Source organism: Bacillus sp. cl95 (genome assembly GCF_900115925.1).
GTDB lineage: Bacteria > Bacillota > Bacilli > Bacillales > Cytobacillaceae > Neobacillus_A.
This window is the reverse complement of sequence record NZ_FOYF01000001.1, coordinates 459,963-476,299: the sequence shown is the minus strand read 5'-3', so window position 1 is coordinate 476,299 and position 16,337 is coordinate 459,963. Positions and strand designations below refer to the sequence as shown.

The 16,337-nt window shown below is 41.6% G+C and carries 14 protein-coding genes; 13 read left to right on the top strand and 1 reads right to left on the bottom strand.

The window, feature by feature from the left end:
- Positions 1 to 7: 7 nt before the first annotated feature.
- The 8 genes from BMZ31_RS02355 to pyrE are packed head-to-tail and all read left to right on the top strand — an operon-like array spanning position 8 to position 9,510.
- Positions 8 to 946, top strand: coding sequence for an aspartate carbamoyltransferase catalytic subunit (locus BMZ31_RS02355; RefSeq protein WP_090830116.1), 939 nt, complete (start codon positions 8 to 10; stop codon positions 944 to 946).
- Positions 909 to 2,195: a dihydroorotase gene (locus BMZ31_RS02350; RefSeq protein WP_090830115.1), complete on the top strand. Its 1,287-nt coding sequence runs from the start codon at positions 909 to 911 to the stop codon at positions 2,193 to 2,195. Before BMZ31_RS02355 ends, BMZ31_RS02350 begins: the two co-directional genes overlap by 38 nt.
- Complete coding sequence (locus BMZ31_RS02345) at positions 2,192 to 3,289, top strand: carbamoyl phosphate synthase small subunit (protein WP_090830114.1); 1,098 nt, start codon at positions 2,192 to 2,194, stop codon at positions 3,287 to 3,289. Before BMZ31_RS02350 ends, BMZ31_RS02345 begins: the two co-directional genes overlap by 4 nt.
- Entirely contained in the window at positions 3,273 to 6,482 is a 3,210-nt protein-coding gene (gene carB, locus BMZ31_RS02340) for a carbamoyl-phosphate synthase large subunit (RefSeq protein ID WP_090830113.1), read from the top strand. Before BMZ31_RS02345 ends, carB begins: the two co-directional genes overlap by 17 nt.
- Positions 6,479 to 7,258: a dihydroorotate dehydrogenase electron transfer subunit gene (locus BMZ31_RS02335; RefSeq protein WP_090830112.1), complete on the top strand. Its 780-nt coding sequence runs from the start codon at positions 6,479 to 6,481 to the stop codon at positions 7,256 to 7,258. The genes carB and BMZ31_RS02335 overlap by 4 nt, the downstream gene beginning before the upstream one ends.
- Positions 7,255 to 8,193, top strand: a complete 939-nt coding sequence (locus tag BMZ31_RS02330) for a dihydroorotate dehydrogenase (protein WP_090830111.1) — start codon at positions 7,255 to 7,257, stop codon at positions 8,191 to 8,193. The genes BMZ31_RS02335 and BMZ31_RS02330 overlap by 4 nt, the downstream gene beginning before the upstream one ends.
- Positions 8,165 to 8,872 (top strand): orotidine-5'-phosphate decarboxylase, encoded by a 708-nt coding sequence (pyrF, locus tag BMZ31_RS02325; RefSeq protein ID WP_090830110.1) that lies wholly within the window; start codon positions 8,165 to 8,167, stop codon positions 8,870 to 8,872. The genes BMZ31_RS02330 and pyrF overlap by 29 nt, the downstream gene beginning before the upstream one ends.
- A gap of 5 nt (positions 8,873 to 8,877) precedes the next feature.
- Positions 8,878 to 9,510, top strand: a complete 633-nt coding sequence (gene pyrE / locus BMZ31_RS02320) for an orotate phosphoribosyltransferase (RefSeq protein WP_090830665.1) — start codon at positions 8,878 to 8,880, stop codon at positions 9,508 to 9,510.
- Positions 9,511 to 9,541: 31 nt separating this feature from the next.
- Here the strand turns inward: pyrE and BMZ31_RS02315 are convergent, their stop codons facing one another.
- Positions 9,542 to 11,254 (bottom strand): Rqc2 family fibronectin-binding protein, encoded by a 1,713-nt coding sequence (locus tag BMZ31_RS02315; protein WP_090830664.1) that lies wholly within the window; start codon positions 11,252 to 11,254, stop codon positions 9,542 to 9,544.
- A 172-nt stretch (positions 11,255 to 11,426) separates the two neighbouring features.
- On the opposite strand from BMZ31_RS02315, the gene BMZ31_RS02310 reads away from it, so the two are divergent.
- The 5 genes from BMZ31_RS02310 (at position 11,427) to rpoZ (ending at position 16,240) form a co-directional block, all read left to right on the top strand.
- Positions 11,427 to 14,105, top strand: coding sequence for a calcium-translocating P-type ATPase, SERCA-type (locus tag BMZ31_RS02310; RefSeq protein ID WP_090830109.1), 2,679 nt, complete (start codon positions 11,427 to 11,429; stop codon positions 14,103 to 14,105).
- A gap of 91 nt (positions 14,106 to 14,196) precedes the next feature.
- Entirely contained in the window at positions 14,197 to 15,072 is an 876-nt protein-coding gene (locus BMZ31_RS02305; protein WP_090830108.1) for a YicC/YloC family endoribonuclease, read from the top strand.
- A gap of 57 nt (positions 15,073 to 15,129) precedes the next feature.
- The gene (gene remA / locus BMZ31_RS02300; RefSeq protein ID WP_090830107.1) at positions 15,130 to 15,393 is read left to right on the top strand and encodes an extracellular matrix/biofilm regulator RemA; all 264 of its coding nucleotides are present in this window, start codon (positions 15,130 to 15,132) and stop codon (positions 15,391 to 15,393) included.
- 11 nt (positions 15,394 to 15,404) lie between these two features.
- The gene (gene gmk, locus BMZ31_RS02295; RefSeq protein ID WP_090830106.1) at positions 15,405 to 16,022 is read left to right on the top strand and encodes a guanylate kinase; all 618 of its coding nucleotides are present in this window, start codon (positions 15,405 to 15,407) and stop codon (positions 16,020 to 16,022) included.
- Positions 16,022 to 16,240, top strand: coding sequence for a DNA-directed RNA polymerase subunit omega (gene rpoZ, locus BMZ31_RS02290; RefSeq protein ID WP_090830105.1), 219 nt, complete (start codon positions 16,022 to 16,024; stop codon positions 16,238 to 16,240). The genes gmk and rpoZ overlap by 1 nt, the downstream gene beginning before the upstream one ends.
- Positions 16,241 to 16,337 lie beyond the last annotated feature (97 nt).

Below are 16,337 nucleotides of genomic sequence, written 5' to 3'. Positions count from 1 at the left end.
CGGATCCATGAAGAACCTACTAACTACTGCTGAATTAACGATAGAAGACATACATACACTGCTTAAGGATGCACAGGACTTTGCAGACGGGAATGAGTGGAAAGCCAAAGAGCAAATGTTTGCAGCCAATCTTTTCTTTGAACCTAGCACAAGAACAAAGTGCAGTTTTGAAATGGCGGAAAGAAAATTGGGATTCCATGTAATACCTTTCGAAGCCGAAGCGTCAAGCATCCAAAAAGGAGAAAGCTTATATGATACGGTTCGGACCCTCGAAGCAATTGGTGTCAATGCCGTAGTCATCAGGCACGAACAAGAAAGGTACTTCGAAGAACTGACTGGGAAAATTAACATCCCAATCTTAAATGGAGGCGATGGTTGTGGTCATCATCCAACCCAATCGCTCCTGGACCTTTTGACTATAAGGCAAGAATTTGGAAGTTTTGAAGGTCTGAAAGTGACGATTGTTGGAGACGTACTACACAGCAGGGTAGCGAGATCGAATGCCGAAGCACTTACCAGGCTCGGAGCGTTAGTGCAATTTTCCGGACCTGAAGCATGGTTCAATCAAGAACTTATGACGCAGTATCCCATTGTGGATATGGATGATGCCATTGAGAATTCTGATGTAATGATGCTGCTTAGAATTCAACATGAACGTCATGACAGGAGAATGGGCATGAGTGCTTCAGATTATCATCTTCTGTATGGTTTGACTATAGAACGTGAAAAACGAATGAAGCCGAAAAGTATCATCATGCATCCTGCGCCAGTTAATCGTGGAGTGGAATTAGCAGATGAATTAGTTGAATGTTCAAGATCAAGGATTTTTAAACAAATGGAAAATGGCGTATATGTGAGGATGGCAGCATTAAAATGGTGTCTTGAACAATCAAAAGGAGGGTGTAATGATGAAAACTCTGATCAAAAATGCGAAATGGCTTACTAAAACAGGTGAATGGCAAAACGGTGAAATATTAGTTGAGGATGGGAAAATTGCAGAGCTTGCGGAAAGAGTGTACGAAGAAGTACAAGAAACGATCGATGCGAAAAATCTTTTGATTGCACCGGGATTCGTTGACCTGCATGTTCATCTTCGTGAACCGGGTGGTGAAAAAAAAGAAACAATCTTAACTGGAACTCTTGCCGCTGCCAAAGGTGGTTTCACCACCATTGCAGCCATGCCGAACACACGCCCAGTTCCTGATACAAAGGAACAATTGGATTGGCTTCAAAGCCGCATCAAAGCGACAGCCAATGTAAGAGTGCTACCTTACGCATCCATTACGACTAGACAGTTGGGTGAAGAGTTGACCGATTTTGATGAACTAAAGAACTCAGGAGCGTTTGCTTTTACAGACGATGGTGTTGGGGTTCAATCAGCCTCCATGATGCTTAAAGCAATGAAAAAAGCAGCTGGAATAGGGATGCCTATTGTAGCTCACTGTGAGGAAGATACTTTAATCAATCATGGATGTGTTCACGAAGGTGAATTTTCAAAAGAAAATGGGTTGAAAGGAATTCCTTCCGTTTGCGAATCCGTCCAAATAGCGCGGGATGTGCTTCTTGCTGAAGCAACCGGATGTCATTACCATGTTTGCCATATCAGTACGAAAGAATCAGTGAGGGTCGTAAGAGACGCAAAGCGAGCAGGAATAAAAGTGACAGCGGAAGTCACGCCGCACCATCTGTTGCTGAGCGAGGAAGATATACCTGGGCTCGATGCGAATTATAAGATGAATCCACCACTACGCGGGAAAGAAGATAGAGAGGCTCTAATTCAAGGTTTACTTGATGGGACAATAGACTTTATCGCTACCGATCATGCTCCGCACACAACTGCTGAAAAGGAGGAGGGGATGGAGCTTGCACCTTTTGGAATCGTCGGACTTGAAACCGCCTTTCCGCTTCTTTTCACACATTTAGTCGAAAAGGGGATATTGTCATTAGAGCAGTTAATAAGATTAATGAGCTATTATCCTGCAAAAACGTTCAGCCTTCCGTATGGAGTAATAGATAAAGGTGCACCTGCAGATCTTGTATTCTTAGATATCGTACAATCCAACATCATCGATTCTTCTAAGTTTTTATCAAAAGGAAGAAATACTCCATTTAACGGTTGGGAGTGCAAGGGTTGGCCATTGATGACAATGTTTAATGGGAAAATCATCTCTTATGAAGGAAGTGCTATCAGATGAACAAACAGCTTATCTTAGAAGATGGAACAATCCTGATTGGCAAAGGATTCGGAAGTGAACGCAACTCTATTGGCGAAGTGGTTTTTAATACAGGAATGACAGGGTATCAGGAAATTCTCTCTGATCCATCCTATTGTGGTCAAATCGTTACATTTACCTATCCACTGATTGGAAACTATGGCATCAATCGGGATGATTTTGAATCCATCATACCTGCTGTGAATGCAATGGTTGTAAAGGAAGCAGCGGATTTCCCATCTAACTGGCGCAGCGAATTTTCTCTTGACGAATATTTAAAACTAAAAGATATTCCCGGAATCAGTGGGATTGATACACGTAAATTGACAAGAATTATCCGACAGCATGGAGCACTCAAAGGAGCAATCGTCTCATCAGAAGAAGATGCTGAACAGGTGATAGCAAGCTTGAAAACTACAAATCTTCCTGTGAATCAGGTGAAGCAAGTATCAACCAAATCACCATATCCAAGCCCTGGACGCGGTCACCGCATTGTCCTTGTCGACTTTGGAATGAAGCACGGAATCTTGAGGGAACTCAATAAGCGCGATTGTGACGTCATTGTGGTTTCTTATGATACGCCTGCTGCTGATATCCTGCAGCTCCGTCCTGATGGAGTCATGTTATCGAATGGACCTGGGGACCCAAAAGATGTTCCAGAAGCGGTTCAGATGATAGAGGAGATACTAGGACAAGTCCCATTGTTTGGGATTTGCCTTGGTCATCAACTGTTCGCGCTAGCTTGTGGTGCCAATACCGTGAAAATGAAGTTTGGCCATCGCGGTTCCAATCATCCTGTAAAGGAATTAGCTACTGGCAAAGTTGCACTGACTTCACAGAATCACGGTTACACTGTGGAAGAAGGTTCTCTTGAAGGTACTAGACTGGATGTTACGCACATAGCACTTAACGATGAAACGATTGAAGGACTAAAACATAAAGACTTCCCGGCCTTTACGGTTCAATATCATCCAGAGGCTTCACCGGGTCCGGAAGACGCAAACGGTTTATTTGATCAATTTTTGAAAATGGTAGATTACGAGAAACGGGGGAAACAGCATGGCAAAGCGCAATGATATAAAAAGTGTACTCGTTATAGGTTCAGGTCCGATTGTGATCGGGCAGGCAGCAGAGTTTGACTACGCTGGCACGCAAGCTTGCGTGGCTTTAAAGGAAGAAGGCTACAAAGTAATTCTTGTGAATTCAAACCCTGCAACCATTATGACAGACACAGAAATCGCAGACGTTGTCTATATTGAACCTCTCACATTGGAATTTGTCAGCCGGATTATTCGGAAGGAAAGACCTGATTCTATCCTCGCTACTTTAGGTGGCCAAACAGGATTGAATTTAGCAGTTGAACTAGCGAAATCAGGTGTCCTTGAAGAGTGTGGTGTTGAAATTCTTGGAACCAAACTTTCGGCCATTGAACAAGCTGAAGACCGTGAGCTATTCCGATCATTAATGAATGAGTTGGGTGAACCTGTTCCAGACAGTGAAATCATTCACCATCTTGAAGAGGCAAAAAGCTTTGTAGAAAAAGTAGGGTACCCTGTCATTGTACGTCCTGCTTACACATTGGGAGGAACGGGTGGCGGAATTTGCCATAATGATGAAGAACTCAATGAAATCGTAGCAGGTGGCCTGAAAAGCAGCCCTGTTCAACAATGTTTGCTAGAAAAGAGCATTGCAGGCTTTAAAGAAATTGAATATGAAGTGATGCGGGATTCAAACGATAACGCCATCGTGGTATGTAACATGGAAAACATTGATCCAGTAGGCATTCACACCGGTGATTCCATTGTAGTTGCACCGAGTCAAACGCTTAGCGACCGTGAATATCAACTGCTTCGCAATGTTTCATTGAAAATCATCCGAGCACTTAAGATTGAAGGCGGATGCAATGTTCAACTTGCTCTTGATCCTGACAGTTTCAACTATTACATCATTGAAGTGAATCCAAGGGTTAGCCGGTCTTCTGCCCTGGCTTCCAAAGCTACTGGATATCCGATTGCAAAATTGGCAGCCAAGATTGCTGTTGGTTTAACACTCGATGAAATGCTCAATCCTGTGACAGGTAAAACGTATGCAAGCTTTGAACCAGCATTAGACTACATCGTGACAAAAATTCCGAGATGGCCATTTGATAAGTTCGAAAGCGGAAATCGTATTCTCGGAACGCAAATGAAGGCTACAGGGGAAATCATGGCAATCGGAAGAACGTTTGAAGAATCTCTTTTAAAAGCAATCCGTTCCCTCGAATCAGGTGTTCATCACTTTGAATTGAAAAACGGACATAAAATGTCAGAAGAGATCCTTGAAAAGAGAATTCGTAAAGCGGGTGATGAAAGATTATTCTACCTGGCTGAGGCTCTTAAGAGGGGAATTTCAATAGATATACTTCATAAATGGAGCAACATCGATCTTTTCTTCCTGTATAAGATGGGAAAAATCATCCGTTTTGAAACAGAGATTGGTCAATATCCTTTCCATAGGCAGTTAATGACTGAAGCTAAACAAATGGGCTTCTCGGATAAAAAGATAGCCGAGCTGTGGAATGTTAGTGAGAAAGAAATTTACGATTGGAGAAAGGAAATCGGTATTATTCCTGTGTATAAAATGGTTGATACATGCGCAGCAGAATTTGAATCTTCCACTCCATATTTTTATGGTACCTATGAGGACGAGAATGAATCTATTGTCACGAGCAAGAAGAGTGTGGTGGTACTTGGTTCAGGACCAATCCGCATCGGTCAGGGAATTGAATTTGACTACGCGACTGTCCACTCGGTGAAAGCGATAAAAGAATCTGGATACGAAGCTATCATCATCAACAATAACCCAGAAACAGTTTCAACGGATTTTAGTATTTCTGACAAACTCTATTTTGAACCTTTAACGATTGAGGATGTGATGCACATTATCGATCTGGAACAACCCGAAGGTGTAGTCGTGCAATTTGGTGGACAAACGGCTATCAACCTAGCAGAGAGTTTAGTAGAACGTGGAGTTCGTATTCTTGGAACGAGTGTTGAGGATTTGGACCGAGCAGAGAATCGGGATAAATTTGAATCTGCGCTTGAAACAATGGGTATTCCACAGCCTCAAGGAAAAACGGCACTTTCGGTTGAGGAAGCAGAAAAAATTGCTGAAGAAATTGGCTATCCAGTATTAGTAAGACCATCTTACGTGCTAGGTGGAAGGGCAATGGAAATCGTTTACGAACGTAAGGAATTGCTTCAATACATGGCAAATGCAGTAAAAGTGAATCCTGAGCATCCTGTTCTGGTCGATCGTTACTTAACGGGGAAAGAAATTGAAGTTGATGCTATCTGTGATGGAGAAACGGTCCTTATTCCTGGCATAATGGAACACATCGAAAGAGCAGGCGTTCACTCTGGTGACTCCATTGCAGTTTATCCGCCACAAAGCTTGACAGAAGATGTGAAGAATACATTAATCGACTATACAACAAGATTGGCAAAGGGATTGAAAATCATTGGGCTTCTTAACATACAGTTTGTAGTTTCAGAAGGAAAAGTGTTCGTCCTTGAAGTTAATCCACGTTCAAGCAGAACGGTTCCATTTTTAAGCAAGATTACGAATGTCCCAATGGCAAAGATTGCGACAAAAGTTATTCTTGGTAAGACTCTTAAAGAACTCGGCTATACAGAGGGACTGGTACCTGAGAAAATGGGTGTTTATGTAAAAGTTCCGGTGTTTTCTTTTGCAAAGTTACGAAGTGTAGACATTACTTTAGGACCTGAAATGAAGTCGACTGGAGAAGTGATGGGAAAGGACCTCACTCTCGAAAAGGCACTTTACAAAGGATTGATTGCATCAGGAATGAAAATTCAAGAGTTCGGAACGGTTCTTTTGACAGTTGCCGATAAAGATAAAGAAGAAGCGAGCAAAATAGCCAAACGATTTGCCGCGAATGGCTACAAACTTATGGCGACTAGTGGTACGGCAGCCTATTTGAAAGAATCAGGAATTGAAGTGACTGAGGTCGCTAAGATTGGCAGTGAAGGAGCGACTATTCTCGATGTCATCTTAAATGGGGAAGCCCAGTTTATCATCAACACTCTGACAAGAGGTAAGCAACAAGAAAGTGATGGATTTAGAATCAGACGAGAAGCAGTCGAAAATGGTGTACCTTGTCTTACTTCACTCGATACAGCTGATGCCATTCTGAAAGTGGTTGAGTCGATGACATTTTCAGCAGAAGCGATGGGAAGCAATCAAACGAAGGAGGCGGTTTATTCTTGAAAAAGAAGGAACTGGGAAGAATCTTAAGTCAACGAAAAATAGCCGACTCTATTTACGAATTGATTGTGGAAGCGGAACTTACAAGTGAAATCGTTGCTCCTGGGCAATTTGTTCATATAAAAGTAGGCGAAGGGATGGACCCTTTGTTAAGAAGACCAATCAGCATTGCAGCAGTGGACCGCGAAGCCAAAACATTTACGATGATTTATCGAAAAGAGGGGCGGGGAACTACAAGCTTATCAGAGAAAGAAGCAGGATCAAGAATTGATATTCTTGGACCATTAGGAAATGGATTCCCTATCTTTGAAGTTAAAAAAGGGCAGACAGCATTACTTGTTGGTGGCGGAATAGGTGTTCCGCCTCTCTACGAACTTTCCAAGGCTTTGCGTGAAAGAGGGGTTAACGTCATTCATGTGTTAGGCTTTCAAACGGAAACTTCTGTTTTTTACGAAAAAGAGTTTGTGAGCTTAGGAGAGACTTTCGTGGCAACCGTAGACGGTTCTTATGCTTATAAAGGCTATGTAACGGATGTAATCAATCAGGAAAATATTGATTTTGACGTTATGTATGCATGCGGACCGACCCCAATGTTAAAAGCTCTTGAACAGTCTCATAAAAATAAGAAAGTCTATTTGTCTCTAGAAGAAAGAATGGGATGCGGAATTGGAGCGTGTTTTGCATGCGTCTGCCCGCTTCAAGATGATCCGAGCGGGCATGCCTATCGGAAGGTTTGTAGTGATGGTCCTGTGTTTAGAGCTGGGGAGGTGCTGATATGAGTATGTTAAACGTAAACTTGCCAGGTTTAAATCTTAAGAATCCAATCATGCCAGCCTCGGGATGCTTCGGATTTGGTCGGGAATACAGTGAATTTTACGACCTCAGTGTACTAGGTGCAATCATGATTAAGGCGACAACAGCCGAACCTCGATTTGGCAATGCTACTCCAAGGGTGGCCGAAACTTCTGCCGGTATGCTGAATGCGATTGGATTACAAAATCCTGGTTTGAAGAAAGTCATCTCAGATGAACTAAAGTGGTTAGAAAATTATGATGTACCCATTATAGCCAATGTAGCAGGTTCGCATGAAGAAGAGTATGTAGAAGTCGCACGTGAAATCTCGAAAGCGCAAAATGTAAGAGCGCTGGAACTGAATATTTCTTGCCCAAATGTAAAAACGGGTGGTATTGCATTTGGAACGATTCCAGAGGTAGCAAAACAACTAACTCGTAAAGTGAAAGAAGTTTCAGAGGTACCTGTTTATGTGAAACTATCACCGAACGTAACGAACATCGTAGACATGGCGTTGGCAGTTGAAGATGGCGGCGCGGATGGACTGACGATGATTAATACATTAGTTGGGATGCGTATTGATACAAAAACAGGTAGGCCGATTTTAGCAAATGGCACAGGTGGTTTGTCCGGACCGGCAATCAAACCGGTTTCGATTAGAATGATTTATGAGGTTAGTCAGCGGACTGATTTGCCGATTATCGGAATGGGTGGAGTGGAATCTGCGGAGGATGTTTTAGAATATTTCATGGCTGGCGCTAGTGCGGTAGCAGTAGGGACAGCTAACTTTATAGATCCATTCGTATGTCCTTCCATCATTAAAGAATTACCTGAGCTGCTTACTAAACGAGGTTACGCTCACATTGAGGAATGCAAAGGAGTGAGTTGGAAGCATGGAAAGACCGCTTATCATCGCGCTTGATTTTTCGAATATGGATGAGACAAAGACTTTTTTGCACACATTTAAAAATGAAGAACTCTTTTTGAAAGTAGGAATGGAATTGTTTTACGAGGAAGGTCCTGAAATCATTAAGTTGTTAAAACATCAAGGACATTCAATTTTCCTCGATTTGAAGCTTCATGATATCCCGAACACTGTCAACAGAGCGATGTCGAGGCTCGCAAAGCTTGGCTGCGATCTTGTAAATGTTCATGCAGCAGGTGGGATTGACATGATGAAGGCCGCTATTGACGGTCTTGATGCCGGAACACTTGCAGGAAAAGAAAGACCGAAATGCATAGCCGTGACGCAACTGACGAGCACTTCAGAAAGTCAGATGAAAGCAGAACAACTTATACCTGTTACCTTGAGTCAGTCGGTGATGCACTACGCAACATTGTCTAAAGAGGCAGGGGTTGATGGTGTTGTTTGTTCAGCACATGAAGTAGCAGACTTACGTTCAAGCTTTGGAGAGGAATTCCTGACCGTTGTCCCAGGCATTCGCTTATCGGACAGTTCGGTTCAAGATCAAGTACGCGTTGCATCACCGTGTTTTGCTAGAGAAGCAGGGGTTTCAGCGATTGTCGTAGGACGACCCATTACGAGAAGCACCGACCCACTAAGAGCATATGAAATCTTTCAGCAGGAATGGAGAGGATGAGAGATATGAAACACAAAATTGCGGAACAACTAATAGAAATCGGCGCCGTAGCATTAAGACCAAATAATCCATTTTTATGGACTTCAGGCATGAAGTCACCGATATACTGTGATAACCGCTTAACCATGTCGTATCCGCATGTCCGAAAAGAGGTAGCAGAAGGCTTGAAAACCCTAATCCTTAAACACTTTCCAGAAGTGGAAATCGTTGCTGGAACTGCAACTGCCGGAATTCCTCATGCTGCATGGGTAAGTGAATTGCTCGAGATGCCGATGTGCTATGTGCGTTCCTCGGCTAAAGGGCATGGAAAAGGAAATCAAATAGAAGGAAAAGTTGAAAAGGATCAAAAGGTTGTCATTATCGAAGATCTTATCTCAACGGGTGGCAGTGTAATCACGGCGGTGGAAGCTCTTAGACAAGCAGGCTTAAATGTACTTGGAGCCGTGTCCATATTTACCTACGAACTTGAAAAAGGGAAAAAAATGCTTGAAGAAGCAAACATTGAAACGTATTCATTGACGAATTTTCAAAGTTTAGTGGAAACAGCTGTGGAAAAAGGAAACTTAACCAAGGACGAACAGCGTAGCTTGCTAAACTGGAGAGAGAATCCAAGTCAATGGCAAGAAATAAATGCGTAGTTTTCAATAAAAATAGGACCCACATCGGGTCCTATTTTTTTCTGAGATTCAATACCAGGTCTTCATCTGGAGTGACAAAGACGGTTTGCTGATTATCGTAGATAACGAAACCTGGCTTTGCACCGCTTGGCTTCTTAACATGCCGAACCTTAGTGAAATCGACAGGGACAGAGCTAGAGTTACGAGCTTTACTAAAATAAGCTGCAAGTTTTGCGGCTTCGATTATGGTTTGTTCCTCAGGCTCTTTGCTTCGAATTAATACATGTGATCCTGGAATATCCTTAGTGTGAAGCCAAATTTCATCTCTTGCTGCCAGTTTATTGGTTAAATAATCATTCTGCTTATTATTTTTACCAACAATGATTTCGGTCCCATCGCTTGCAAAATAGTGTTCCAAAATGGGTTTTGCATTAGAAGATTTCTTATTTCCACGTTTTTGACGTTCACGGATATATCCACCTTCTACTAATTCTTCACGAATTTCTTCAATATCCTTTGATGAGGCGGTAACAATCTGTTGTAGCAATCGATCGAAATACTCGACTTCATGCTCGGCGATTGCAATCTGCTCTAATACAACCTCAACGGCATTTTTTGCTTTTTGATACTTTGAAAAGTATTTTTGAGCATTTTCAGATGGTGTTTTCAATGGATCTAGACTAATCGTAATACTTTTACCTTCTTCGTCATAATAATCGATGACTTCAATTTCTTTCATGCCCTTCTTCGCGGCATAAAGATTCGCTGTTAGCAATTCGCCCTGCTTTTGATACTGATCTGCTTTCTCGGCGTCTTTCAATGTCTTTTGGAGCTTTGCGATTTTCTTTTCGTTTTTTTCTAGTTCGTTCACAATAAAACGTTCAATCGTGCTTGATTGTTGTTTGACTCGATCACGAGCGGCTTTTCCAAAATAAAAACGATCAAGCATTTCACTTAAATTTGAAAAAGATTTTACTTCTCCCTCTAAATGATGAAGCGGCATGAGATAAAAAGCCTCTTTTTCAGGAGTAGTAATAATAGAAGGACTGATTTCTCCTAACTTTATTGGAGAGACGATGGACATAAATGCAGCAGGAAGTGTAGTTCGATTCGCCATGCCGCATTGATGAATGATTTCTTTTGCGATTAAAGGTGACATCCCAGCGAATTTTTCGACAAGCTGTCGATCAATGCGCCCACTGTTGAAATCTACTGCCCTTAAAACATCTTCAGCACTGGCTTTTAGCGGATTGAGCTTGTCCTGTTTTGGTGGGAATACATATGTATGTCCAGGTAAAAGTGCGCGATGGCTGTTAACCGCAAACGAAACATGCTTGATGCTATCCAAGATCATATTACGTTGTTTATCAATGAGCGTGATATTACTATGTCTGCCCATGATTTCCACAATTAGTTGTTTGTAACTGATATCGCCAATTTCGTTTCTTCCCTTAACTTCAAAGATTAGCATCCGATCCATATCAGCCTGATATACATCCTCTAAAATATATCCTTCTAAATGTTTCCTCAATAACATACAAAACATTGGTGGTTCACTAGGGTTTTCGTATGCTTCGTTTGTCAGCTGCACTCTTGCATTGCTTGGGTGGGCTGAAAGGAGCAATTTTTGATTCAAACCGTTAGCGCGGATTGTTAAGATAATTTCACTTTTATAAGGCTGATGAACTTTGTTGATCCTGCCGCCCTTTAAGGAAGCGGAAAGTTCTTGAGCCATTGCGTGTGTAAAAAGACCATCAAATGACATAAATAACATCCTTTTCATTAATTCATATTCTTCATTATACATGATGTTCGAGTAATCATTCATATCTTGTACTACTTGATAGCATTTTTTGGGACGAGACTGAATAAGCTTTGTTGAGGTGTCATGTAATTCACTGCTTGTTGAAATTTGAAGGGGGAAGTGAGATGGCCGGATGAAGTTCCATGAAATGAATGTGACAGAAGTAGAAAAAGCCTTAGAGACTGACTTTTCGTCTGGATTGTCAAAGGAAGAAGTACAGAAAAGAATGAAAATGCATGGTTATAATGAACTGGAGGAAGGGGAAAAGCAATCAGCACTGCTTTTATTTTTTAGCCAGTTTAAGGATTTCATGGTTGTTGTATTGCTTGCGGCAACACTTATATCCGGTTTGCTCGGTGAATATATTGATGCGATTGCCATTATTGCCATTATCGTTATCAATGGCTGCCTAGGTTTCTTTCAAGAAAGAAAGGCAGAAAAGTCACTTCAGGCACTGAAAGAGCTATCAGCCCCACAGGTTCATGCTTTAAGGGATGGTGAATGGATCAAGATTCCATCCAAAGAAATAGTCATGGGTGATATTTTGCGTTTCACAAGTGGAGATCGAATTGGAGCTGACGTGCGCTTAATTGATGTCAAGAGTCTAGAAATCGAAGAATCTGCGCTAACTGGCGAGTCATTGCCAGTCTCCAAAACGACCCAAGTATTAAGGAATCCACAGGCAGGAATCGGCGATATGGAGAACACTGCCTTTATGGGAACAATGGTGACGCGCGGAAACGGGACTGGTGTCGTAGTCGGAACCGGCATGAAAACAGCTATGGGTCAAATTGCAGACCTACTTCAGAGTGCAGAGACAATGGCAACTCCTTTGCAAAGGCGTCTTGAGCAACTCGGCAAAATTTTGATAACAGCGGCATTATTTCTTACAGTTCTAGTAGTCGGCATAGGAGTTCTTCAAGGTCAAGAACTGTATACAATGTTTTTGGCGGGAGTATCACTTGCTGTGGCAGCCATACCTGAAGGGTTACCTGCAATCGTTACCGTCGCATTGTCACTCGGTGTTCAAAAAATGATCAAGAAGAATGCGATAGTAAGAAAGCTGCCTGCTGTTGAAACGCTCGGATGTGCATCGGTAATTTGTTCAGATAAGACAGGTACGATGACACAAAATAAGATGGCAGTTACCCATTTGTGGAGCAGTGGTCATACTTGGCAAGTAGATGGAGTAGGTTATGTCCCAGAAGGGAAATTTTACAGAAATGACCGAGAAGTCAACCCTAGGGACGAAAAGGCTCTTCAACAAATGTTGATTTTCGGAATGCTTTGTAATCATTCTAACCTGATTTTCAGAGAAGACGAAGTCGTGCTCGATGGAGATCCAACAGAAGGTGCTCTTCTTGTCAGTGCGATGAAAGCAGGCTATGACAGGACAAAGCTCCTTGGAGAATATACAATTGCTAATGAGTTTCCATTTGATTCAACGCGAAAGATGATGAGTGTATTTGTTAAAGATCATCAAGGTAGACAGTTTATCGTAACAAAAGGAGCTCCCGATGTTCTGATTGGGAAGTGTGAATCGATTCTCTGGGAAGGTAAAACACAATACTTATCCAATAGCATTAAAGGAAATGTTCAAGAAGCCATCGATGGACTTGCTTCTCAGGCTCTTCGAACAATTGCAATTGCCTATAAGCCGGTTCAAGCCAATACGATTATCTTGACGGAGCAGGAAGCAGAAAAAGACTTAATTTTCATCGGGGTTCAAGGCATGATAGACCCACCTAGGCCGGAAGTGAAAGAGGCTGTAAAAGAATGCCGTGACGCTGGTATCAAAACGGTCATGATAACAGGTGATCACGCGATTACTGCTAAAGCCATCGCCAAACAGCTTGGAATTCTGACTAAAGATAGTAAAGTCATGGAAGGTAAAGCTTTATCTGAAATGTCCGTAGGCGAGCTTGAAGATGTGGTGGAGGAGGTAGCTGTTTTTGCACGCGTCTCTCCAGAGCATAAATTGAAAATTGTAAGAGCCCTGCAGAACAAAGGGCATGTTGTTGCCATGACAGGTGATGGGGTAAATGATGCTCCTGCCATCAAAGCGGCAGATATCGGTGTGGCAATGGGAATAACGGGTACTGATGTAGCGAAAGAAGCATCTGCACTCGTATTATTAGATGACAACTTTGCAACCATAAAGGCAGCAATTAAAGAAGGAAGAAATATTTACGAAAATATCCGTAAATTTATTCGTTATTTACTTGCTTCCAACGTGGGGGAAATATTGGTCATGTTGTTTGCGATGATTTTGGCTTTGCCTTTACCACTCGTTCCTATTCAAATACTTTGGGTCAATCTCGTTACGGATGGCCTGCCAGCCATGGCACTTGGACTTGATCGTCCTGAAGAAAATGTGATGAAGCGGGGACCAAGAAGTCCTAAGGAAGGAGTCTTTGCAAGAGGACTTGGCTGGAAAGTAGTATCCCGTGGGTTCTTAATCGGACTCGTGACGTTATTTGCGTTTATGATTGCATATAAACAACATCCAGATCAACTCATATATGCCCAGACTGTCGCTTTCGCAACGCTTGTGATGGCACAACTCATCCACGTTTTTGATTGCCGTAGTGAAAAATCGGTATTGTCGAGAAATCCGTTTGGAAACCCATATCTGGTTTGGTCAGTCATTTCATCACTCATTTTGGTGCTGATTGTCATCTACTATCCTGGTCTTCAACCGATTTTCCATACAGTTCCTATCGAAGCGAGAGACTGGCTTCTGATCTTAGGATTATCGGCTATTCCAACTTTTTTATTGGCAGGGTCATTTTTGTTAAGAAAAACAAAATAAATTGTGATATAATCCAAAAGGTAGTAGAGGTTCGACTCTATTACCTTTTCTTTATGGAATAGACCTTTCCGATAGATTGGAAGTGCAAGCGATGACGGTAAGTATGACGGGCTATGGCAGGAGTAAGGCCGAGGCAGGTCCCTTCTCAGTAAATATAGAAATAAAATCGGTCAATCATCGTTTTTCGGAATACCATATTAGAATGCCTCGTCAATTTATGGTTCTCGAAGAAAAAATGAAGAAAAAAATAAGCCAATATATTCATCGGGGAAGAGTCGAGGTATTTGTCAGCCTTGAGGGTGAATGGCCCTTAAAGCGTAAATTGAATGTCGACTGGGATCTCTTGGATGAGTATTTTCATTTTATGAAAGAAGCGCAAGCTAAATACGGATTTCAGGAAAGCTATGCTGTTCAAAGCATGTTGAACCGTGAGGATCTCATACATATTGAAGAAACTGAGATTAATAATGATGAGCTTGAGATTTTGTTATTGAATGCTGTTGAGGAAGCGGCAGCAGGCTTGAAGAAAATGAGGGCAGCCGAAGGTATTGAACTTTCAAGGGATGTCCACTCACAACTTCATCAATTAGAATCAAAAGTGAAAGAACTTAAGGTTCTTGCTCCGGATGTTTCTCTTCATTATAAAGACCGACTGACTAAGAGATTACAAGAATTTCTAAACGGTCAAATTGATGAAGCGAGAATTGTTACGGAAGTAGCTATTTTTACAGAAAAAGCAGATATCAACGAAGAGTTGATTCGCTTAAACAGTCACATTCAGCAAATGCTCCTTACTTTGAGTCAAGAGGAGCCGATTGGTCGAAAGCTTGATTTTCTTTTGCAGGAGATGAATCGAGAAACGAATACGATCGGATCTAAAGCGAATGATTCAGAGATTGCAAAGAAAGTTGTAGAAATGAAAAGCCTGCTCGAAAAGATGAAGGAACAAGTTCAGAATATTGAGTAGCATGGTTTAGAAAAGGCTTATACAGGTGAAAATATTAAAGATGATTGGGGGACCATCATGTCGATTAAATTGATTAATATCGGATTTGGGAATATCGCTTCCGCCAATCGTATTATCTCGATTGTTAGTCCAGAATCTGCTCCAATAAAAAGAATCATTCAAGATGCCCGCGATCGTGGTTCGTTAATCGATGCTACATATGGAAGACGTACACGAGCGGTCATAGTAATGGACAGCGATCATGTCATTTTGTCTGCAGTCCAGCCTGAAACGGTTGCGCATAGACTTACAGACCGTGATGAAATTAGTGATGAAGGGTAGGACTTTATAAAATGCAAGAAAAAGGATTGCTTATCGTTCTTTCAGGTCCCTCTGGGGTAGGTAAAGGAACGGTCAGAAAAGAGATTTTTTCCCATCCGGATACAGCTTTTGAATACTCTATATCCATGACAACTCGTTCTCCTCGTGAAGGCGAAGTGGATGGCATTGACTATTTCTTTAAATCAAGAGAAGAATTTGAAGAACTGATCGAGCAAGGGAAATTGCTTGAACATGCAGAATTCGTTGGGAATTATTACGGCACACCTGTTGATTATGTTCAACAAACTTTGGATGCAGGCAAAGATGTATTTTTAGAGATTGAAGTCAAAGGGGCACGACAAGTTCGTGAAAAATTCCCTGATGGTTTATTTATTTTCTTAATGCCTCCAAGTCTTTCAGAGTTGAAAAACCGTATTGTAACTAGAGGTACTGAAACAGATGATCTTATTCATAACCGTTTACTCAGTGCTCGTGAAGAAATTGAAATGATGGACTTATACGATTATGTAGTAGAGAATGATCAAGTGGAATTAGCTTGTGAAAGAGTAAGATCCATCGTTACTGCGGAACATTGCCGCCGTGAAAGAGTGGAACATCGTTATAAAAAATTGCTGGAGGCTGATTTTTAATGTTATATCCATCTATTGACTCTTTATTAAATAAAATTGATTCAAAGTATTCACTTGTATCTGTAGCAGCAAAACGCGCTCGCAACATGCAGCTAACGAATGAAACAAGACTTGAGAAATATGTTTCTCATAAATACGTAGGAAAAGCGCTTGAAGAAATTTATGGTGGTCAGCTTTCTTACACAACGGCTCAAAAACAAGATAATTCAGCTGAATAATTCTTGAAGAGAATAAAAATAACAACCTAAATCATTAGGTTGTTATTTTTATTTGGCGGAGCAAACGGTAAGCCTAGTCTTTCCTAGAGCAATTATG